At 57.0% G+C, this 17699-nt stretch carries 18 protein-coding genes; 5 read left to right on the top strand and 13 right to left on the bottom strand.

Features of this window, described 5'->3' with window-relative positions; translation table 11 throughout:
- Nucleotides 1–7: 7 nt before the first annotated feature.
- The 4 genes from NH398_RS10045 to NH398_RS10030 are packed head-to-tail and all read right to left on the bottom strand — an operon-like array spanning nucleotide 8 to nucleotide 4828.
- Complete coding sequence (locus NH398_RS10045) at nucleotides 8–1090, bottom strand: MBL fold metallo-hydrolase (protein ID WP_253018313.1); 1083 nt, start codon at nucleotides 1088–1090, stop codon at nucleotides 8–10.
- On the bottom strand, nucleotides 1087–2157 hold the full coding sequence (locus tag NH398_RS10040) for an ABC transporter ATP-binding protein (RefSeq protein ID WP_253018312.1): 1071 nt from the start codon (nucleotides 2155–2157) through the stop codon (nucleotides 1087–1089). Before NH398_RS10040 ends, NH398_RS10045 begins: the two co-directional genes overlap by 4 nt.
- Nucleotides 2145–3845 (bottom strand): iron ABC transporter permease, encoded by a 1701-nt coding sequence (locus NH398_RS10035; protein ID WP_253018311.1) that lies wholly within the window; start codon nucleotides 3843–3845, stop codon nucleotides 2145–2147. The genes NH398_RS10040 and NH398_RS10035 overlap by 13 nt, the downstream gene beginning before the upstream one ends.
- A gap of 2 nt (nucleotides 3846–3847) precedes the next feature.
- A complete protein-coding gene (locus NH398_RS10030) occupies nucleotides 3848–4828 on the bottom strand; it encodes an ABC transporter substrate-binding protein (protein ID WP_253018310.1) in 981 nt (326 codons plus the stop codon).
- 157 nt (nucleotides 4829–4985) lie between these two features.
- Here NH398_RS10030 and NH398_RS10025 point away from each other — a divergent pair, with 157 nt between their 5' ends.
- Entirely contained in the window at nucleotides 4986–5744 is a 759-nt protein-coding gene (locus tag NH398_RS10025; RefSeq protein WP_159343301.1) for a DeoR/GlpR family DNA-binding transcription regulator, read from the top strand.
- Here the strand turns inward: NH398_RS10025 and NH398_RS10020 are convergent.
- Nucleotides 5741–6025: a YrhK family protein gene (locus NH398_RS10020; RefSeq protein WP_159343300.1), complete on the bottom strand. Its 285-nt coding sequence runs from the start codon at nucleotides 6023–6025 to the stop codon at nucleotides 5741–5743. The genes NH398_RS10025 and NH398_RS10020 overlap by 4 nt on opposite strands.
- Before the next feature lie 199 nt (nucleotides 6026–6224).
- Here NH398_RS10020 and NH398_RS10015 point away from each other — a divergent pair, with 199 nt between their 5' ends.
- Complete coding sequence (locus tag NH398_RS10015) at nucleotides 6225–7460, top strand: GGDEF domain-containing protein (protein ID WP_253018309.1); 1236 nt, start codon at nucleotides 6225–6227, stop codon at nucleotides 7458–7460.
- On the opposite strand, the gene NH398_RS10010 is transcribed toward NH398_RS10015, so the two are convergent.
- A complete protein-coding gene (locus tag NH398_RS10010; RefSeq protein ID WP_159343298.1) occupies nucleotides 7408–7872 on the bottom strand; it encodes a DMT family transporter in 465 nt (154 codons plus the stop codon). The two genes, NH398_RS10015 and NH398_RS10010, sit on opposite strands and share 53 nt — an antisense overlap.
- Nucleotides 7873–7885: 13 nt before the next feature.
- The gene (locus NH398_RS10005) at nucleotides 7886–8314 is read right to left on the bottom strand and encodes a DMT family transporter (RefSeq protein ID WP_253018308.1); all 429 of its coding nucleotides are present in this window, start codon (nucleotides 8312–8314) and stop codon (nucleotides 7886–7888) included.
- Between the two features lie 88 nt (nucleotides 8315–8402).
- Here NH398_RS10005 and NH398_RS10000 point away from each other — a divergent pair, with 88 nt between their 5' ends.
- Nucleotides 8403–9335 carry a LysR family transcriptional regulator gene (locus NH398_RS10000; protein ID WP_253018307.1) on the top strand — a complete coding sequence of 311 codons (933 nt, stop codon included), beginning with the start codon at nucleotides 8403–8405 and terminating at the stop codon, nucleotides 9333–9335.
- A gap of 42 nt (nucleotides 9336–9377) precedes the next feature.
- Here NH398_RS10000 and NH398_RS09995 read toward each other — a convergent pair whose 3' ends face one another.
- The gene (locus tag NH398_RS09995) at nucleotides 9378–11057 is read right to left on the bottom strand and encodes a PAS domain-containing methyl-accepting chemotaxis protein (protein ID WP_253018306.1); all 1680 of its coding nucleotides are present in this window, start codon (nucleotides 11055–11057) and stop codon (nucleotides 9378–9380) included.
- A 183-nt stretch (nucleotides 11058–11240) separates the two neighbouring features.
- Here NH398_RS09995 and mtnK point away from each other — a divergent pair, with 183 nt between their 5' ends.
- Entirely contained in the window at nucleotides 11241–12503 is a 1263-nt protein-coding gene (mtnK, locus tag NH398_RS09990; RefSeq protein ID WP_253018305.1) for an S-methyl-5-thioribose kinase, read from the top strand.
- A gap of 178 nt (nucleotides 12504–12681) precedes the next feature.
- On the opposite strand, the gene NH398_RS09985 is transcribed toward mtnK, so the two are convergent.
- From NH398_RS09985 to mtnB, 3 genes are read right to left on the bottom strand one after another with little or no spacing between them, the layout of a single operon-like run.
- Complete coding sequence (locus NH398_RS09985) at nucleotides 12682–13230, bottom strand: cupin (protein WP_089675241.1); 549 nt, start codon at nucleotides 13228–13230, stop codon at nucleotides 12682–12684.
- A gap of 37 nt (nucleotides 13231–13267) precedes the next feature.
- Nucleotides 13268–13954 carry an acireductone synthase gene (gene mtnC / locus NH398_RS09980; RefSeq protein WP_253018304.1) on the bottom strand — a complete coding sequence of 229 codons (687 nt, stop codon included), beginning with the start codon at nucleotides 13952–13954 and terminating at the stop codon, nucleotides 13268–13270.
- A complete protein-coding gene (gene mtnB, locus NH398_RS09975) occupies nucleotides 13951–14541 on the bottom strand; it encodes a methylthioribulose 1-phosphate dehydratase (RefSeq protein WP_159343291.1) in 591 nt (196 codons plus the stop codon). Before mtnB ends, mtnC begins: the two co-directional genes overlap by 4 nt.
- Before the next feature lie 104 nt (nucleotides 14542–14645).
- On the opposite strand from mtnB, the gene mtnA reads away from it, so the two are divergent.
- Entirely contained in the window at nucleotides 14646–15656 is a 1011-nt protein-coding gene (gene mtnA / locus NH398_RS09970) for an S-methyl-5-thioribose-1-phosphate isomerase (RefSeq protein ID WP_253018302.1), read from the top strand.
- 93 nt (nucleotides 15657–15749) lie between these two features.
- On the opposite strand, the gene NH398_RS09965 is transcribed toward mtnA, so the two are convergent.
- Complete coding sequence (locus NH398_RS09965) at nucleotides 15750–16697, bottom strand: retron St85 family RNA-directed DNA polymerase (RefSeq protein WP_253018300.1); 948 nt, start codon at nucleotides 16695–16697, stop codon at nucleotides 15750–15752.
- Nucleotide 16698: 1 nt separating this feature from the next.
- Complete coding sequence (locus NH398_RS09960) at nucleotides 16699–17631, bottom strand: retron St85 family effector protein (protein WP_253018298.1); 933 nt, start codon at nucleotides 17629–17631, stop codon at nucleotides 16699–16701.
- Between the last annotated feature and the right edge of the window lie 68 nt (nucleotides 17632–17699).

Below are 17699 nucleotides of genomic sequence, written 5' to 3'. Positions count from 1 at the left end.
ATGTTTCCTAATGCGTTAACAGAAGTGAAGAGAGCGGGCGCGCCGCTGACGGGGCGTTTAGCGAAGGCTGCGTGATGAACCGTTCGCTCAGCAGTTCACGCCATGTGGTCTCAGCCTCGGCATGGAGCGAAGTAAATAGCGGTGCCACTTGGGCCGCCTGGAGCTGGTTGGCCAGGGCCACCAAGTGCGAGGCGCGCAAATGAACGTTCCAGCGCTGCCAAAGCACCTCGCCAGCGGCGAGCTGTTGGCGACGCTGTGGCGTTAAGTAGCCAGTGTGGAGCAGGCGGTGATGCGGCCAGTCGGCAGGGTTATCGCCACGGTCGCTGACCAGCCAAAGCGCCGGGTCGCGGGCATTGTGGCGTTTTAAAAGCGCTTGGATAGCCTCATCTAACCCTTCACGGCGAAGGTCATTGGGCAGCGCGAGTAGGGCGGCCAGGTTATCGCGAATGATCGGGTCAATCGCAAAGGGCAGGTGGCGTTGGTCCGCCTCTTCCGCCAGCCATAGCGCCATTTCCAGGGCACGCCCCGTTTCCGGTACCGGCAGCACCAGCGGGTGGTCTAACGCCTTGCCAATGGCGTGGATGCAATGCGCTTGGGGCTGGTCGTAGCGGCCGTAGGAGGCATCCAGCAGCGCCGTGTTTGCGGGTGGGGGCGCATCAAATGGAAACATGCGCGACTCAAAACAGGCATCGCCGCTGTAGAAAATACCGCCTGCAACGTCGAGATGTAGCCAGACACCGCCTAGCGAATGGCCCGCTTGCCCGGTGGTCACCGTCATCCCTTCGACGTTAATACGACCCCGGTAGGGCAGTGGCTGCCACGCCCGTTGTGGGGGCAGCGCCTTGGCGACTAACGGCGTGCAGTAAAGCGGTATCTGCGTGGGCAGCTCCGCGACGCCGCCAATGTGGTCCACGTGGTCATGGCTAATCAATACGGCGTCTACGTCCAGCCCGCGTGCCCAGGTAATCGGCTCGCCGGGGTGTAGTGCGCCTCCGGCGTCCAGCAGCAGGCGTTTACCCTGCGCTTCCACCACGACGGCCGCCGGCCCTTTACCGCCCAGCCCGCTGAGGATCTGAATCGTGGCGCTCATTGGTCAGGCTCCAGGCACCAACCTTCCAGCAAGCGCACCGCGACGTGCTGGCCCTCGTTGAGTGCGGTGTGATGATAGGCCAGCAGCGCTTCTCCCGTGGATAAGCGCAGGTGTAGCTCATAGCGTTCACCGCGAAAGGTGAGCCGCTCCACGCGTCCGGTTAAGTCGTATGGGCTAGGCGAGTGCGCGGACGACGGTGCAGGGGAGTGTGCCTCAATACGGATATGTTCAGGACGTACCAAAACGGGCTGAGTGCGCGCCGTGAGCGGCGCGGCCAAGCCTTGCATCAGCGCTGATTCACTTAGTCGCTGGCCCGGTGCGCCGCCTGCGACCTTTAGTTGGCTACCTTGGCCGATAAACCGTGCGACCCATTCGCTACGCGGCTCTCGGTAGAGCGTTTCAGGCGTTGCCCACTGTACCAGCGCGCCGTCACGCATCACCGCAATGCGATCCGCCATTGCCATGGCTTCGCTTTGATCATGGGTCACGTACACCATGGTGGCTTGGGTGCGGCGGTGGAAGTCGACAAAGCTGTGCTCCATAGAGGCGCGCAGGTTGCGGTCCAGGTTGGCGAGCGGCTCATCGAGCAGCACCACGTCTGGATCGGTGACCAAGCAGCGCGCTAACGCTACCCGCTGGCGCTGGCCACCGCTGAGCTCCTGTGGAGCGCGCTGGGCGTAGGGGGTAAGCGCAACCTGCTCCAGCGCGTGGGCGACTCGGCGCTGATACTCGCTGCCCTGAATGCGGCGCAGTTTCAGCGGGTAGCCCACGTTGTCGGCCACGCTCATATGCGGCCACAGCGCGTACGACTGAAACACCATCGCCATGTTGCGCTGCTCAGGGGGCACATGGTGCTGGTCGCTGGCGAGTAGCGTGCCGTTGAGGGTGAGGGTGCCACTGCTGATCTGCTCAAACCCCGCCAGCATCCGCAGCATGGTGGTTTTGCCGCAGCCGCTGGGGCCGAGCAGTGCCACAAACTCGCCGGGGGCAATCTCCAGCGACAGATCATCAACCGCCCGGTGATCGCCAAACTGTTTAGTCACACGATGAATAGCTAGCCCTGCCACGGCACGACTCCTTTAGGTAGACGCGGGGCTAGCAGGCTGAGCGATAGCATCAGCGAGGCGACCATGATCACTACCAGCACGGAAACTGCTGATGCCAGCACGCTCTCACCGCCCTCGTCCAAGTTGAAAATCAGTACGCCCAGGGTTTCATTCCCGGCGCTCCAGAGCAGCGCGGAGACGGTCAGTTCATTCACTGCCAGCAAAAATACCAGCAGCCCGCCAGCAAATAGCGAGGGCGCAATCAGCGGTAAAAGAATGGTGATGAGCCGACGCCAGGGGCCTGCGCCCGCCAGCTGAGCGGCTTCTTCCAGTGAGGGATCTAGCTGGGCCAAGCTGGCACTTACCGGTTTCAGGCAGACCACCAAAAAGCGCGCCAGATAGGCCACAAAGATCAATCCGAGCGTGCCGTAAAGCGCTAGGTTGATGAGCGGTAAAGGGCGGACAAACAGTAAAATACAGGCAATCGCCAGTACTACGCCGGGCAGCGCGTACGGTAGCTCAATAGCGCTAAGGGTGAGCTGCTGCAGGCGCGGTGGAAGGCGCTGTAGGCGGTAAGCGAGCGGCAGGCTGCATAGCATCAGTACCAGCGCGGCACCGCCTGCCAGCCAAAGACTGTTACGCACTGCCCGCCAAGTGGCTCCTTGACGGCCAATCACTTCGTGATAGGCATTGAGCGTAATGGACTCAATGCTCAGTGGCACGCCCATCGCAGGCACCAAGGAGCTCACCACCAGCGCGGCTAGCGGCGCGACCAGGATCACCAGCAGTACGCCGACCAGCAAAGCCGTCACGAGGGGGCGATAGCGACCTAGCGAAAAATCGTGGGCGCGGCCGCTATGGCCGCCTAACCCAAACCGGCTGCGGTTCATCCAATGCTGCTGCAAGGCCACGCCTGCCAGCGCCAGGATGCCGATCAACAGAGAAAGCGCCGCCATCTCTGCCAGTACGCCGGTGCCAAAGCTGGCCATGCGCTGGTAAATCAGCGTGGGCAGCACGTAATAACCGGCGGGAATTCCCAGCATCGCGGGAATACCAAAGTTACCCAGGCTAGAGATAAACGCCATGGCGGCCCCGGCAATCAGGCCGTGGCGGGTGATGGGTAAGACAATATGGCCCCACACCTGGGTTTGGCGCGCGCCGCTGATGCGCGCGGCTTCAATCAATTCACGTGGCAGGGACAGCAGAGACGTGCGTAGCGCCAAAAAGACTAGGGGCGCACTCTGAATACCCAGCAGCAGCGCAATACCCTCTGCGGAGTAGAGCGGCTGCGGGCTGCCTAACGGTGGCGCCATGCCGATGCTTTTTAACAAGGGGCTGGCGGGGCCAAACAGCTGTAGCCAGCTCAGGGCGGTGACCTGGGGCGGGATCATCATGGGCAGCATAAAGCAGAACACTAGCCACGCTTTGCCGCGCATGTCCGTCAATGTGATCACAAACGCGAACAGGCTACCCAGCACCAGCGCAATCAGCATACCGAGGCCCGAGGTATACACACTGTGCCACAGCGCACGCCACGTGCTGGCAGCGGTGAGCACCTTCCACAGCGGCGCTTGGCTACCCTGGCCAAGGTCGCTCAGTGCCTCGATGAGTAGTCGCAAACTGGGCGCGAGGCTGAGCAGTACGATGAGCAGGGTGATCAGGCTAAGCAGCCAGCGATGCTGGCTGCCAAGGTTGAGCGAAGGGGTCATGGTTAGCCGCCGAACAGATCGCTAAAGCGCTGCTTGAGCGTCTCTTCCTGTTCGAGCGCCTGTTCGATATCCACCGGCATGAGGTTGATCGTGCTGCGCTCAGGGAAGCTTTCTGGCGGCGTCACATCCGGGTGAGCAGGCAGGTAGCCCTGCTGGCTCACCAATTCTTGCCCCGGTTGGGAGAGCACGAAGTCGACAAATTTCTGAGCGGCGTCTAGGTTCTCAGCCTCTTGCATAATGGCAACGGGCTCGGTGACGGCGCTCACGCCCTCTTCAGGGAACACAAACGCCACGGGCGAGCCTTTCGCGGCTTCGCGGATGGGCAGAAAATCCACCACGATGCCGTAGGGCTTGGTGCCTGCGGCCACCGCATTGAACACGCCGCCGTTACCGCCCTGTGCTTCCGTGCGGTTGGCCTGTAGTGCCTCGTAGTACTCAAGCCCTAATGCCGGGTTTTCACCGATGGCTGCCATATGAATTAGCGCCGCGCCGGAGTACAACGGGCTAGGCATGGTGACGAGGCCTTCGTACTCAGGGCCGGTCAGATCTTCCCAACGTTGGGGCTGCTGCTCGGCGCCGGTGTTGTAAACGATACCGGTGGTGATGAGCTTGGTGCCGTAGAAGTAGCCTTCTGGGTCGTAAAGCGCTTCGTCGTAGGCATCGCGCTCAGGGCTGAGGTAGGGCTGCAGATGGCCCTCTTGTTTCAGCGAGGTCATGGTCATGCTGTCGGCAATCAGCAGCACGTCAGGGTTGCTGACACCGGCAGCCAGCTCCGAACGCAAGCGTGTCATCAGGCGGGTGGTGCCATCGCGCACCCACTCCACTTCAATCTCCGGGTAGGCGGCTTGGAACGCATCGACCGTTTGCTGCGCATCGCTATTGGGCTGGCTGGTGTAGAGCACCAGCTTGTCATCAGCGAGCAACGACGTGGAGAGGGCAATGCTTGCGAGAGTCACGGCGGAACACAACGAGCGCTTCAACATCGGGAAAACCTCCAGTAGGTGAACAGCCACCACACTACTGTCATCGGCTTACAACATCGTGACACTACGCTTTCGTTTGATAGCGGTTAGCTTTCGCTGGCGGGAAAGTTTTTTTCGTTTTGCCAGCAAGCACGATAAAGAGAAAGGTGGGGGCAGCATGAACGTGACAGAAAGGCGGCGTGCCGTGTTGGCGCGCGTGCGGGGAGAGGGGCGGCAAACGCTGGTAGCGCTTGCCCATCACTTTGGCGTCTCCGTGCAAACCCTGCGGGGGGATATTCGCGTCTTGGCTGAGCAGGGGTTGATTCTGCGCCGCCACGGCGAGGTGATGCCCTTTCCTGATCAAGAGAATGTGGGTTACGACCAGCGCCAAATCGTCAATCAGGAAGGCAAACGGCATATTGCACGGCAGGCGGCGTCGTTGATTTCTAATCACCAGTCGCTCTTTTTGGGGACGGGGACGACGGTAGAGCAGCTAGCCGACGCGCTGCGGGACAAGCAGGGACTGCAGATTATGACCAATAACCTGCACGCTTTGATCAAGTTATGCGCGCTGGAGTGTGAGCTGGTGGTGGCCGGAGGCCGCGTACGCCGCCGTGATCAGGATGTGATTGGTGGCGACGCTTGGCGCTTTTTTCAGCGTTATCGAGTGGATATTGGCATTGTCTCTGTGGGCGGTATGGATAGCCACGGCCAGCTCTACGACTACAACGACGACGAAGTAATGGCCCGTGAGGCGCTGCTGGCCCACGCGGCGTACCGAATTTTAGTGCTGGATAAGACCAAGTTCGACCTACCGCTGCGCTGCGCCGCCGGTTCGCTGGCAGACTATCACGCGGTAATTACCGACAGCCCGCTGCCCGATCGTTTAAGAAGCCCGTTAGCCGCCCAAGGCGTGCGCTTTATGAGCGCAGGTTAGGCATCGTGCTGCTCGTCCGGCAGCCGCTTGAAATAGATGTAGCGATGCAGGCGGATGGCTGGGCGCATCAGCAGTTGCAGGCTGCCAATCACGAATAGCCAGACGCCGATGGTTTTGACGGTGCCGTCATAAAAGAAGCAGACGCTGCCAATGGCAAACCACAGTCCCAGCATGAAATCGTTGAGAATACTGAGCACTTCGTAGCGGCGGTGAATCACCAGCTCCTCATGCCCCATGGTGAAGGTCAGGTCGTGATGAGAGGCGGTGGTGGGACGCGTCATAGGGTCTCCGTTACGGGTCAGGTGAAAGAAATAGCGCGAAGAAAGCGTTGATCGTTCTGACGGTTGTGTGTCACAAAGGGGCTAGCCTAACCGCGTTAAGCGTAGTAAGCGTTTACCTACTCGTCAGTGCGCGTTTCGTCTCTTCGTCACGTTGTTCCGTCAGGATAGTCGAGAGACGCCGGGACTCAACGAGGTATGCATGACCAGTGACTCCTTTCACAACGCCATTGAGCGTGAGCTGGTGCGGCCCAGCTGGCAACTGCGTTTTGCCGATGAGTTAGAGGTGCGCTTCGAGAGCGACACCCAGCCCCAACGAAACCGCAACATGGTGGTGGCGGGTCTGATCGCCGCGCTGATTTACAGTCTGTTCCTCATCAATGACTATAGCTTTCGACCTAATGAATTTTGGCTCTCTGTGCTAATAAGAGGGTTGGTGGTCATTCCCTTTGGTTTACCCATCTTGTGGGCCATTTACAAAGGCGTCTCAGGGGGCGCACGAGAAACCCTAATGGCGAGCACCGTTGTGGTGGCCATGGCGGCCTCTTGCGTGATCTTTATATCCTCTCGGTCGCCATACTCCTATTTGGATATTTTCTCGTTCGGCCTGATTTTGGTCGTTGGCAATGTGCTTTACTCCCTGCGCTTTCAGTATGCGCTGGTGTCGTCACTTCTGAGCGTCGCCATCATGGTGTACTTCGTTGCGGGGTATGAGCCGATGCCGGTCGAGGTCAAACGGCTCGCGATTTTTACACTGTGTGCCAAAGCGATCTTCACACTGATCGCCAACTATCGGTTAGAAGCCAGCGAACGCAAGGCCTACCTGCTGTTGCTGCGCGAAACCCATCGAGCCGGACACGCGCTGCGCAGTAACGCGGAGCTGTCCAAACTGTCGTTAACAGACCCACTGACGGAGTTAGCCAATCGCCGCCAGTTCGATACCCTGTTTAACCTCTTTTGGCAGCAGGCCGTGGAAGCGCGCGCCACGGTGGGCCTGATGGTCATCGATATCGACTGTTTCAAAGCCTATAACGACCACTACGGCCATTTGCAGGGCGATCACTGCCTCAAGCAAGTCGCCAGCGCGCTGCGTGCCCACGCGGACAACGCCTGCGTCGTGGCGCGCTTCGGCGGAGAGGAGTTTGTAGTGTTAAGCATGGGGCAGTCACATCAGACGGTGCTGGCCCAAGCCGAGCAGTTACGTCACGCGGTGGAGGCGCTGCAGTTGCCCCACCATGGCGGTGCAGTGCCTGCCAACGTCACCATTAGCGTAGGAGGCGCGGTGCTGCAGCCAACAGAGGATGTGAGCGCTTCGCAGCTATTCCGAGCCGCCGATCAGGCGCTTTACGAGGCCAAGCGCCAAGGGCGAAACCGGGTGGTGATGATCAACTCACGGGATGCACTGAGCGGCGATGGCTTAGGTAGATCAATACAATAGCCAACAGCAAGAGCACCATCGCCACGTAGCGTGACCCATCCAGCGCCCGTTCGGCGTTATTGAGCCATCCAAAGTGATCGATCAATAAGCTCATCAACAGCTGGCCGGAAATCACCGAGACCGTCGCTGCTGCAGTACCAACACGGGGCACTGCAAAGACGATCGCGAGCATATACACCACCCCAAACAGCGCCCCCGTGAGCTGCCACTTGGGCACGCTAAACAGAGTCGCCTCGTGGGACGGCTCAAAAAAGAACATCAGCAAAAAAGTCAGCACGGCACCCACGGCAAACGTTAGCCAGGCACTTTCCAGCACGCCGGTGTGAGCACCTAAACGGCCGTTAATGGAGGATTGAGCGGCCAAGACCGCGCCGCCTGCGAGCAGTAGGGCAAATACGATGGGTAAAAGCATGGTGTCTCTCCTGTTACATCAACCAAAGCGCGGCAAGGATCATGGCAAGAGCCCCTAAACGGTAGCCATCCACTTGGCGACGTTCGCTGCCGAGCCAGCCAAAATGGTCAATGGCTAAGCTGGCCGCTACCTGGCCGCACAAAATGCCCACCATGGTCATGCCGACGCCCACCAGCGGGGTGGCCAACGTTAAAATAATGACGTAAATCGGTCCTAACACACCGCCGGTTAACAGCCAGCGCGGCTGTTTGAACAGCGCGCCCAACTGGCGCTTGGGCGAAAACAGCAGCGCCAGTGATAGCAGCAGCGCCCCGACCATAAAAATGGAGAGCGTGGCGGAAAGGTGACCTACCTGCTCGCCAAGCGGCCCCAACAGCCCCGCTTCAACGGATAACCCCATACCGGCGATCAGTACGCCCAGCAGAATCAGTGCGTGTTGCATGTGTTGCTCCCCTCTTATGAAGAGGCAGCACTCTAAAGAGGAAGCCTTATTGCTACAATGCGCTAAAAAGGCAAAGGACTATTGCACTTTGGACAACTCGGTTCGACTCCTAGCGCTGCGCCTGTTTGTGCGCGTGGCCGCCAGCGGCAGCTTTTCGGAAGCGGCGCGTTACTACGGGCTGCCTACCTCTTCGGCCTCTCGACACATCGCTAGCCTGGAGCGGGCGCTGGGGCAACGCTTGCTCTATCGCCATACCCGTGCGGTCAAGCTCACCGAGGCAGGGGAGCGCTATTTTCACGAAGTGCGCGATGCGCTGATGCGGTTGGAGCTAGCCACTGAGCAGGTGATGGGCGGCGCGCAGCATCCTCAAGGCGTGCTGCGCATCAACGCGCCCGTGGCCTTCGGGCGACGCCATATCGCCCCGCACTTGGCGCGGTTTCAGCAGCAATACCCGGACATTCAGGTGGATTTAACGCTGGAAGATCGTTTTATCGATCCGGTGCAAGAGGGGGCTGATGTAGTGATTCGCGTGGGGACGCTCGCGGATTCAAGCTTGGTGGCCCGCAGCATCGCCCGGCAGCGTTTTATCGTCTGCGCGTCGCCGGATTATCTGGCAACACACGGCGCGCCTGCGTCGCCAGAGGAACTCAGCCAGCATAATTGCCTGCTGTATAAAGGCAGCAAGGGAACGCAGCTATGGTACTTCCAGGAACGCCACGCACCACGGGCGGTGCGTTACGCTTTGTCGGGGAATTTGGTCGCTAATAATGCTGAAAGCCTAGTGGAAGCGGCGATGGCGGGGCAGGGCGTGGTGATGTTTCCCTCGTGGCTACTCTTCGAGCCACTGCGCCAGCAAACGTTAGTGCCGTTACTGACGCAATGGGAAGCGTCTGAGGATGGCTATCTGGACAACATCTACGCTATTTATCCTGAAAACCGCCTGCGCTCATCGAAGGTATCCGTCTTCATGGCTTATCTAGAGAGCACGATTGGCGACGTTCCCTACTGGGATGGCGCTTGAGGTAAACCACTGCGGGTGGCAAATGCCACCCGCAGCGCAGAGTTACACGGCTTTTGCTCGGGGGAAGGCGCGCGGTTTTTCAGCCACGGGGAGTCGGTACACATTGTTGGCGGGTTGAGGAAGCGCGGGTGTCGGAACCATCGCATTCGTGACCGGCATAAAGGCATGGGCACTGTGCGCCAGGTGATTGACCTCGCGAGAGAGAACGTCGACGGCGTTCAGATACGCGTCCATGCTGGCCGCACTCTCTTGGGTGCCCCGGTCGATCTGCGAAATGGCCTGACTGATCTGCGCGATGCCCTCGCTCTGCTCCCGAGCAGCCGCACGAATCTCTTCCATCAAGTCGTTCACGTTATGGCTGGCTTGGCGAATGCGCCCCATGGCATCGCCTGCTGAACCGGCTTTATGCTGTCCGGCTTCAATACGCTGGCGAGCGGTCTCGATCAGCGTTTGTACTTGATGGGCGGCCTCAGCGGATTGGCGTGCCAAGCGGCGCACCTCTTCAGCGACCACCGCAAAGCCTCGACCATGCTCACCGGCTCGGGCCGCTTCTACGGAAGCATTCAGCGCCAAGATGTTGGTTTGGAAGGCAATGTTATCGATCGTTTTGACAATGCCCGCCATGTCTTGAGAAGTCGCGGTGATACCCTCCATCGCATCGGCCAGTTCACGCATAATCGCCACCGCGTTGTCGACTTCGCTGACGTTCCCCACCGAGGCCTGGCTGGCAAGCTGGGCGTTATCTGAACTTTGGCGCACGGTAGAGGCGATTTGCTCCGCGCTGGCGGCGGTTTGCTGCACGGCAGATGCTTGCTGGTCGACTCGGTTGCCCATGGCTTGGTTATGGCGGGAAAGCTCTTCCACCGAGGGCATGACTTGCGCGATGCGCTGATCCAGGTCGCCAATCAGCGCGTCCAGCGAGCGGCGCATGAAGTTCATGGTTGCCAGTGTGTTATCCATGGCGGCATTGCCCACGGTGGGCACCTGCGCATTCAAGTCACCGGCGGCGATTTGCAGTGCGAAGTCGTTGGCTTTGTGCAGGAAACGACGCAGTCGGCGCGCCTGGCGCCACTGGTAGACGCTGAGCAGTAAGCCGGTGACAAAGATCATCGCGAGCAGCGGAGCCAGCACACCGCTTGTGACCTGACTGCTCAGCCACCAAGCGCTAGCCAGCATTAACGCGCCAGTGGCCGCCAAGGTAAACAGCACGCCAGCGACGTTGGCGAGCCGAGGGGCCCACCAAGTAGCGCTGACCAGCCGTTTGAGCGGGTTGCGGGCCATGACTTCGCCATGCTTGACCGTAAAGCGCCCCTGGTTTTCACGGATATCGCGGTAGATATGCTCGGCGTTGTCGACTTCTGCCTGGGAGGGTTTGACGCGGATCGACACAAAGCCGGTCACTTGGTTATTTTCCCGAATGGGCACCACGTTCGCCCTTACCCAATAATGGTCGCCGTTTTTTCGACGGTTTTTGACCAATCCGCTCCAGTACTGGCCCGCTTTTAAGTCGCTCCACATATCGGCAAAGACGGGCGCGGGCATGTCCGGGTGGCGCACCATATTGTGGGGTGAACCCACCAGTTCTTCATACTCGAAACCGCTGATCTCGACAAAGCGATGGTTCGCATAGGCAATGTAGCTGCTGTTATCGGTTTTAGAAATCAGCACATCATCTTCGCGCAGCGGGTGTTCCACCTGGGTCACTGGGCCATTGTTTTTCATGATGGAGTACCTGATTGGGTTAGTCAGGTATTACTATAAATCTGCTACAAGAGTTATCCATAGGCGTTGCATTGTTTAACATTTCCCGCGTTATGAGGCTTTACGTGGCCAGAGGTGGAAGCGAATTTGACAACCATTACTGGGTATGACAAACACACATCCATTTTGTGTGAGGAATCATCGGTGACAGACGAGCAGAGCTATCAAGCGTTGGGAGTGGATACCCTTGGCCAGCGGCTAGGCGGTGTGGAGGCCGTCGCCAGCCGCGTGGGCGGCAACCCCGCCGAGTGGCAAATCCGTGAAGTGGGCGATGGCAACCTCAACTTGGTATTCATCGTGACGGGCAGCACCGGCAGCGTGGTGGTCAAGCAGGCGCTGCCCTATGTGCGCATGGTAGGTGAGAGCTGGCCGCTGCCACTCTATCGCGCCCATTTTGAATATTACGCGCTGGTGCGCCAGGCCACGCGGGCGCCCGGCGTGGCCCCCGAGGTGTACTACTTCGACAAGCCCCAGGCATTGATCGTGATGGAGTACCTGCACCCCCATATCATTCTGCGGCGCAAGCTGATCAGCGGCGAACGCGTGGCGGAGCTGGGCGCTACTCTGGGTGAGTTTTGCGCACGCACGGCGTTTCGCGGCGCTGAACTCTCCATGGCAAGCCCGGATAAGAAAGCCGATGTCGGGCTGTTCTCTGGCAACGTGGCGATTCCGGCGATCACCGAATCGCTGGTGTTTACCGACCCCTACTACGGCGCGGAGATGAACCGCCACACGCCCGAGCTATCGCCCGTGGTGGACGAGCTGCGCCGCAACGCCCGCCTGAAAGCCAAGGTGCAGCGGCTGCTGATGAAGTTCACCGCCAACACCGAGACCATGCTGCACGGCGATTTGCACTCCGGCTCCATCATGGCCACCGACACCAGCGTGCGCGTCATCGACCCTGAATTTTCCCAGTACGGCCCGATGGCGTTCGACTTGGGCATGGCGGTAGCCAACTTCTTCATGGCCTACTTTAGCCAGCCTGCCCACCGCGCAGAGAGCGATCTTGATGCCTATCAAGCGTGGATTTTAGAAGTGATCACCGATTGCTTTACCCGCTTCGATGAGGAGTTTCGCCACCTCTGGCAAACCGAACGCACCGGTATTCTGTTCCCCAGAGCGCTGTTCGAAGACCAGGGCAACAGCGCCGACGACGCCTGCGACGCGCTGCTGGAAGAGATCCGTGAAGATGCGCTGGCCTACTGCGGCATCGAAATGCACCGCCGCGTGCTGTCGCTTGCCCACAACGCTGACTTTGAAGAGATCGAAGACACCGCCTTACGCGCCAAGCTGGAAGCACGCAACGTGCTGATGGGCCAAGCGCTGATCATGGAACCGGAAGCTTATTGTGATCTCAACGCATTGGTGGCTTTAGCCAAAGCATACAATCAGAAATCAGTGTTGTAAGCACTTTAGGTGGCACCTTCGGCACCGCTTTGCGGTGCTTCGCGGGTGCGCTCCGCTTACGCCGCGCTACGAATGCCACTCCTGGAGTTCGGCGAAGCCATGTAGCGCGGCGTAACGAATCTTGCGAGGTACGAACAAATGAGGCACCCGCGAGGGCGGCGATAGCCGCCTTCACACGTTAAAGCTGATCTAAACGATCAAACTTCCCGGCGATGTCGCTTTCGGTCCAGTGGGGCACCCAGCCTTCTACGTTGTCGAAGAAGCGCAGCGCGGTGAATTCCGGTTCTGGGCCCATATCGAACCAGTGCGGGGTATTGGCAGGCACGCTGATCAGGTCGTTGCGGGTGCAGAGCACCTGATACACCTTGTCGTCGATGTGCAGGCAGAACAGCCCCTGGCCCTTCACGAAAAAGCGCACTTCGTCTTCATGGTGGCGGTGCTCGTTCAAGAACTTCTGACGCATCGCCTCTTTGTCTGGGTGGGTGGGCACCATGTGCAGCACGTCGACGGTTTGGTAGCCGCCCTTGGCTTTGACCCGGTCGATGTCCTCCTGATAGAGCGCCAGAATCTCCTCCTGGGTGGCATCGTCGGCAATCTCGCCCGGCGCTGCCCAGCGCTCAAATAGAACGCCTACCCGGTTCAGCTCAGCGGTAATTTGCTCGCCGTCCGTGGTGTCCAGCAGCGCATCATTAGGATGTTGATCGGCAAAGACTTTCAGTTGGGACATAAAGACGCTCCTAAGAGGTAAGGGGTGAACATAGCCGTTAAAGGGCAATGTCAGCAAAGCTGTCGACACAGGCGTGTACAGTGCCCGCCTGGGTACCTTCGCGCACGAGCTGCAGGGTTTGCATACCCGCCTGCTTGGCCGCATCCAGCTCTTCGACCACATCCGACAGGAACAGTATCGACTCTGCAGGTAGATCGAGCGCCTCGATAATGCGCTGATAGGCCATGGCCTCGCGCTTATGGCCAATGTGCGTGTCGAAGTAGCCGCTGAACAGCGGGGTCAAATCACCCTCGTCGCTGTAGCCAAACAGCAGCTTCTGCGCCTGCACCGAGCCTGACGAGTACACATAGAGCGCCACGCCTGCGGCCTGCCACTGGCGTAGCACCGGAGCAACATCCGCGTATAAATGGCCGGTGAAGTCGCCGCGCTGGTAGCCGTCGGCCCACACCATGCCCTGCAGGGCTTTGAGTGGCGTCACTTTCTGGTCGGTGTCGATCCAGTGCAGCAGGGTGGCAATCACCGCTTCCAGTGTGGCGTCGGCGTCCTGCATCTCATGGCGCACGGCATCAATCTGCTCGGCCACCGCCGGTGCTTCTGCATTCTCACGCAGAAAGTCAGGCAGCTTGGCGTAGGCATAGGGGAACAGCACTTTGTGAACGAAGTGGATATCGGTGGTGGTACCTTCGATATCGGTCACGATGGCGCGAACGGTTGGGTTACTCATTGGGACCATCGGCTCTCTTCCAGTACACAGGCAAGTAAGAATTCGATTGCTTCCAGGTGGCGGCGGCAGCTGGCAATGCTGTCGCCCACGGCGTAAATACCGTGGCCCGCGACCAAAAAGCCCCAGGGCATCGGCCAGCCTTGGCGAACATGCTCGGCTAACTCCTCCATATCCTGGGAGTTGGGCACCACCGGCAAAAGAATCGTCGCATCATGCGTCACGTTACCCGCCAACGCTTTTTGCATCTCAAAGCCGCTTAGCTCAATGCCTTCGGGAAAGCGCCGCGACAGCACGGTGCTGGCGACGGTATGGGTGTGCAGCACGCAGTGAATGCTGGGGTCTAGCCGGTACAGCGCGGCGTGTAGGTCACTTTCGGCGCTGGGTTTGCCGTTGCCTTCCAGCACGCGGCCTTCCAGGTCGCACAGCAGCAGGTCATCCGCCTGGATACGGGTTTTATCCCGCCCGGAGGCGGTGACTAGATAGCCCGCCTCGGTACGCGCGGAAAAGTTGCCGCCGGTGGCGGGCGTCCAGCCTTGCTGCGCCGCCCAGGAGATGGCGTCCAGCAGTTCGGTGTGTAAGGTGTTCATCGGGTCAGCATCGCCTCGTCTAGTGGCGGCCATTCTATATGATAAGCTTCGCGCCTGATAAGCCGTGCCGCTGTTCTGCTTGCCCCATTATCAAGGAGCCCCTCATGGTCAATTTACAGTCACGCAGTTTACGGGTGTATGCCGACTCGCTTGAGTATCTGGACCAAACCCGGCTACCCCAGGCCGAAGAGTGGGTGCGCTGCGACTCCCCCGAGGCGTGGCAGCACGCGGTTAAACACCTCGCCATTCGTGGCGCGCCGCTGATTGGTTTGAGCGCTGCTTTCGTGCTGGCCCAGTACGCCGCTCGCCATCCCGAATCCGAGTGGCAAGCCGTCAGCGACCGCTTGCGGGCGACGCGCCCCACGGCAGTGAACCTGATGTACTGCCTGGACGCCATGGAAGCCTGTTTTGCCCAGGGCGCTGACGCCCTGGCCGAACGAGCCAAAGCGCTGTTTGACGAGGACCGCGCGCTGTGCCAACGCATGGCCGAGCGGGGTGCCGACCTGCTGGCATCCGGCGACCGCGTGCTGACCCACTGCAACACCGGTGCGCTGGCCACGGCCGGTGTGGGCACCGCGATTGGCGCGTTGGCCATCGCCAAACAGCGTGGCATAGATCTGTATGTCTATGTCGATGAAACCCGTCCGCTGCTCCAGGGTGGGCGTTTAACCGCGTGGGAAATGGCCGATTTAGGCATTCCTTACCAGTTAATCACCGACAGCATGGCGGCCAGCCTGATGGCGGCGGGCAAGGTGGATAAAGTGATGGTCGGGGCGGATCGCATCTGCGCCAACGGCGACTTTGCCAATAAAGTGGGCACGTACATGCTGGCGGTGGCGGCGCACTACCATCAGGTGCCGTTTTATGTGGTCGCCCCTTACACCACGGTCGACCCCGCCTGCGCGACCGGCGTGGCGATTCCCATCGAACAGCGCGATGGCGCGGAAGTGCGCGGAGCCGCAGGCGCGTTTGGCGAGGTGGTGTGGGCACCGAGCGATGCCCCGGTGTGGAACCCCGCCTTCGACGTGACGCCCGCCAAGCTGGTCACCGCCTGGATTTTGGATACCGGCGTGTTTGACTCAGCGGCGATTGCTCGGGGCGAGCATTGTTTTTGATTACAGTACTTAGATTTTAATGAGTTATTATAGATAGAAAAATTTCATTATGCGTACTAAGAGACTGTTTTTTCTAACGTGCTTTTGAGTGTTTCAGTTGTTTAGTAGTGCTTTTATCTGCTTGTAATACTTGGTGTATAGCTTGTTATAGAGCGTAGGCTCTACTGATTTTATATAATTTAGGTGACCTAGAAGAGACGATGTTTCTTCGGGTTTTAGTTTATCTTTAGAGTAAAGAGAGAAGAGTAGGCGCACATGGTCTTTGTATTTCTTATGCAGGGTTAGCCTTCCGTCGCTACAGATTATAATTCCGGTTATTTTTGTGCTTCCTCCACTTTTGGTTGTTGCTTTTGTTTTTTCTTTTTTAATTCTGAGAGATCCTTTGTAAGTTTTTGTTAGTGTTTCTTTCACTATTTTGTATATTAGTGCCTTGTTGCCTTTTTTTTCACAAGATATCATTATGTCGTCGGCATACCTCGTGAAGCAATAATTGCCTATTTGGTCGCTGACTGAGCTAAGTGCTTCAGATATTTTTTGGTCAAAATCTCGAAGAACATAGTTGGCTATATAAGGTGAAGCAGGGTAGCCTATTACGCATGCATTTTTATAAAATAAGCCATCGAAAAAAATGCTGTTTTTTGAAGCTTCTATAAGTTGCTTTGTAGTAGGGGAGCTAGTTTTTTCTTCATCTTTTTTCAATGCAGAAATAAAAATTTCTTTGCTAATTGAGGGGAAGAAAGACTCTATGTCTAATTTTACAAAATACTTTCCATTGCTATGTCTTTTAGCATTGTTTAAAATGCTAGAGCCTTTGTAATATGCTGTCGCTGCGTCGCTTGCAGGTAGCTTTCTTAAGTAATTAATTATAGTCCAATACTGAATTATTTTTAATTCCCATGAGGGTATGGTTATTTCACGTTTGCTTCCGTCTTTTTTCTTGATACGAGCTTTTTTTACGCGCTTTTGAGCACTTAGGACATAATTTTCGAATTCGTCGGGGCTAATTCCTATTTCATTGCAAAATGAATCTATTATATCCATCTTAAGCCCTCATTTTCTGTTTTAGCATTGATAACTGGAAACCAGACTTTATTTGTCTTTCTTTATTTCCATAGCTTAAGAAGATAGAGTTGTTTAAGCTTTTAAGTGACTTTTTTTCTGGGTCGTACTGGATGAACTTTAGTGAGGTCAGTATGGCCATGATATGACGAATCATATCAAAGCTTTTGTTATGCCCAAATATTTCTTTTAATATTCTTATGAGCGCGCTATAATCATTCGGTTTGTAAAAGTGTATAATATCATGGATAAATAAAGCTTTTTCTATAGTTGTCGGACCTTGGGTTGGATCAATGTTGACGGGATCACCAACTTTAATGGCGTTCTTTCCGATACTTTCTTCTAATTGTAAGAAAATAGAAGCTATACTATCTTCCTCATCTACCCTTTCCCTCATGTCATACCACAGAACTCGATTGAGGCCATAATTTTCAGTTAAAGCTAAGATAGGGCCAGTGTTTATAAATGAGCGCGTTGCTTGATGTTTAGAATCATTTATAACTAATAATTTGTTGCGAAGGCTGTTGTGAGAAAACGCGCCAAGTTCACAGAATGAACTGTGGCTCTCGAGTACTATTATAACCTTTTCAGATATTTCGGTTAATATAAACTCAAAGTCAAGAGAGTTTCTGTTGTCTTTTTTATCTCTATGGTTTTTTTGAAAATTTTCAAAAAAATGTTCCGCAATTACTACTTTAGAGTTTTCTATTGAATTTTCTATAAAGTCTCTTAAGCGCTGCCGGCGAATAGAAAGAACGCCTTCTTTGATGTTAGCGCCGCATAGAAAGAAAAGCCTAGGCGTTGATGCAGCTACAGTTATTTCTTTATTTCTTATTGATTCGCATAAAAAAGAAATGGCCCTTTTGTGAGGGCCAATTCGATTGTGTGCAGTTATCTTTTTTTCTGTTGTATTCATTTATGCCTACATTCAGCGCGGTGGCTTTGGTTCGGAGCCCAGTCGTGACTACGGCTGGGCTCCGAACC

It is taken from the genome of Halomonas sp. CnH100-B, assembly GCF_024124605.1.
Lineage (GTDB): Bacteria > Pseudomonadota > Gammaproteobacteria > Pseudomonadales > Halomonadaceae > Vreelandella.
Note: the sequence above shows the minus strand (reverse complement) of the source record. Positions and strands in the feature narration are given on the sequence as shown.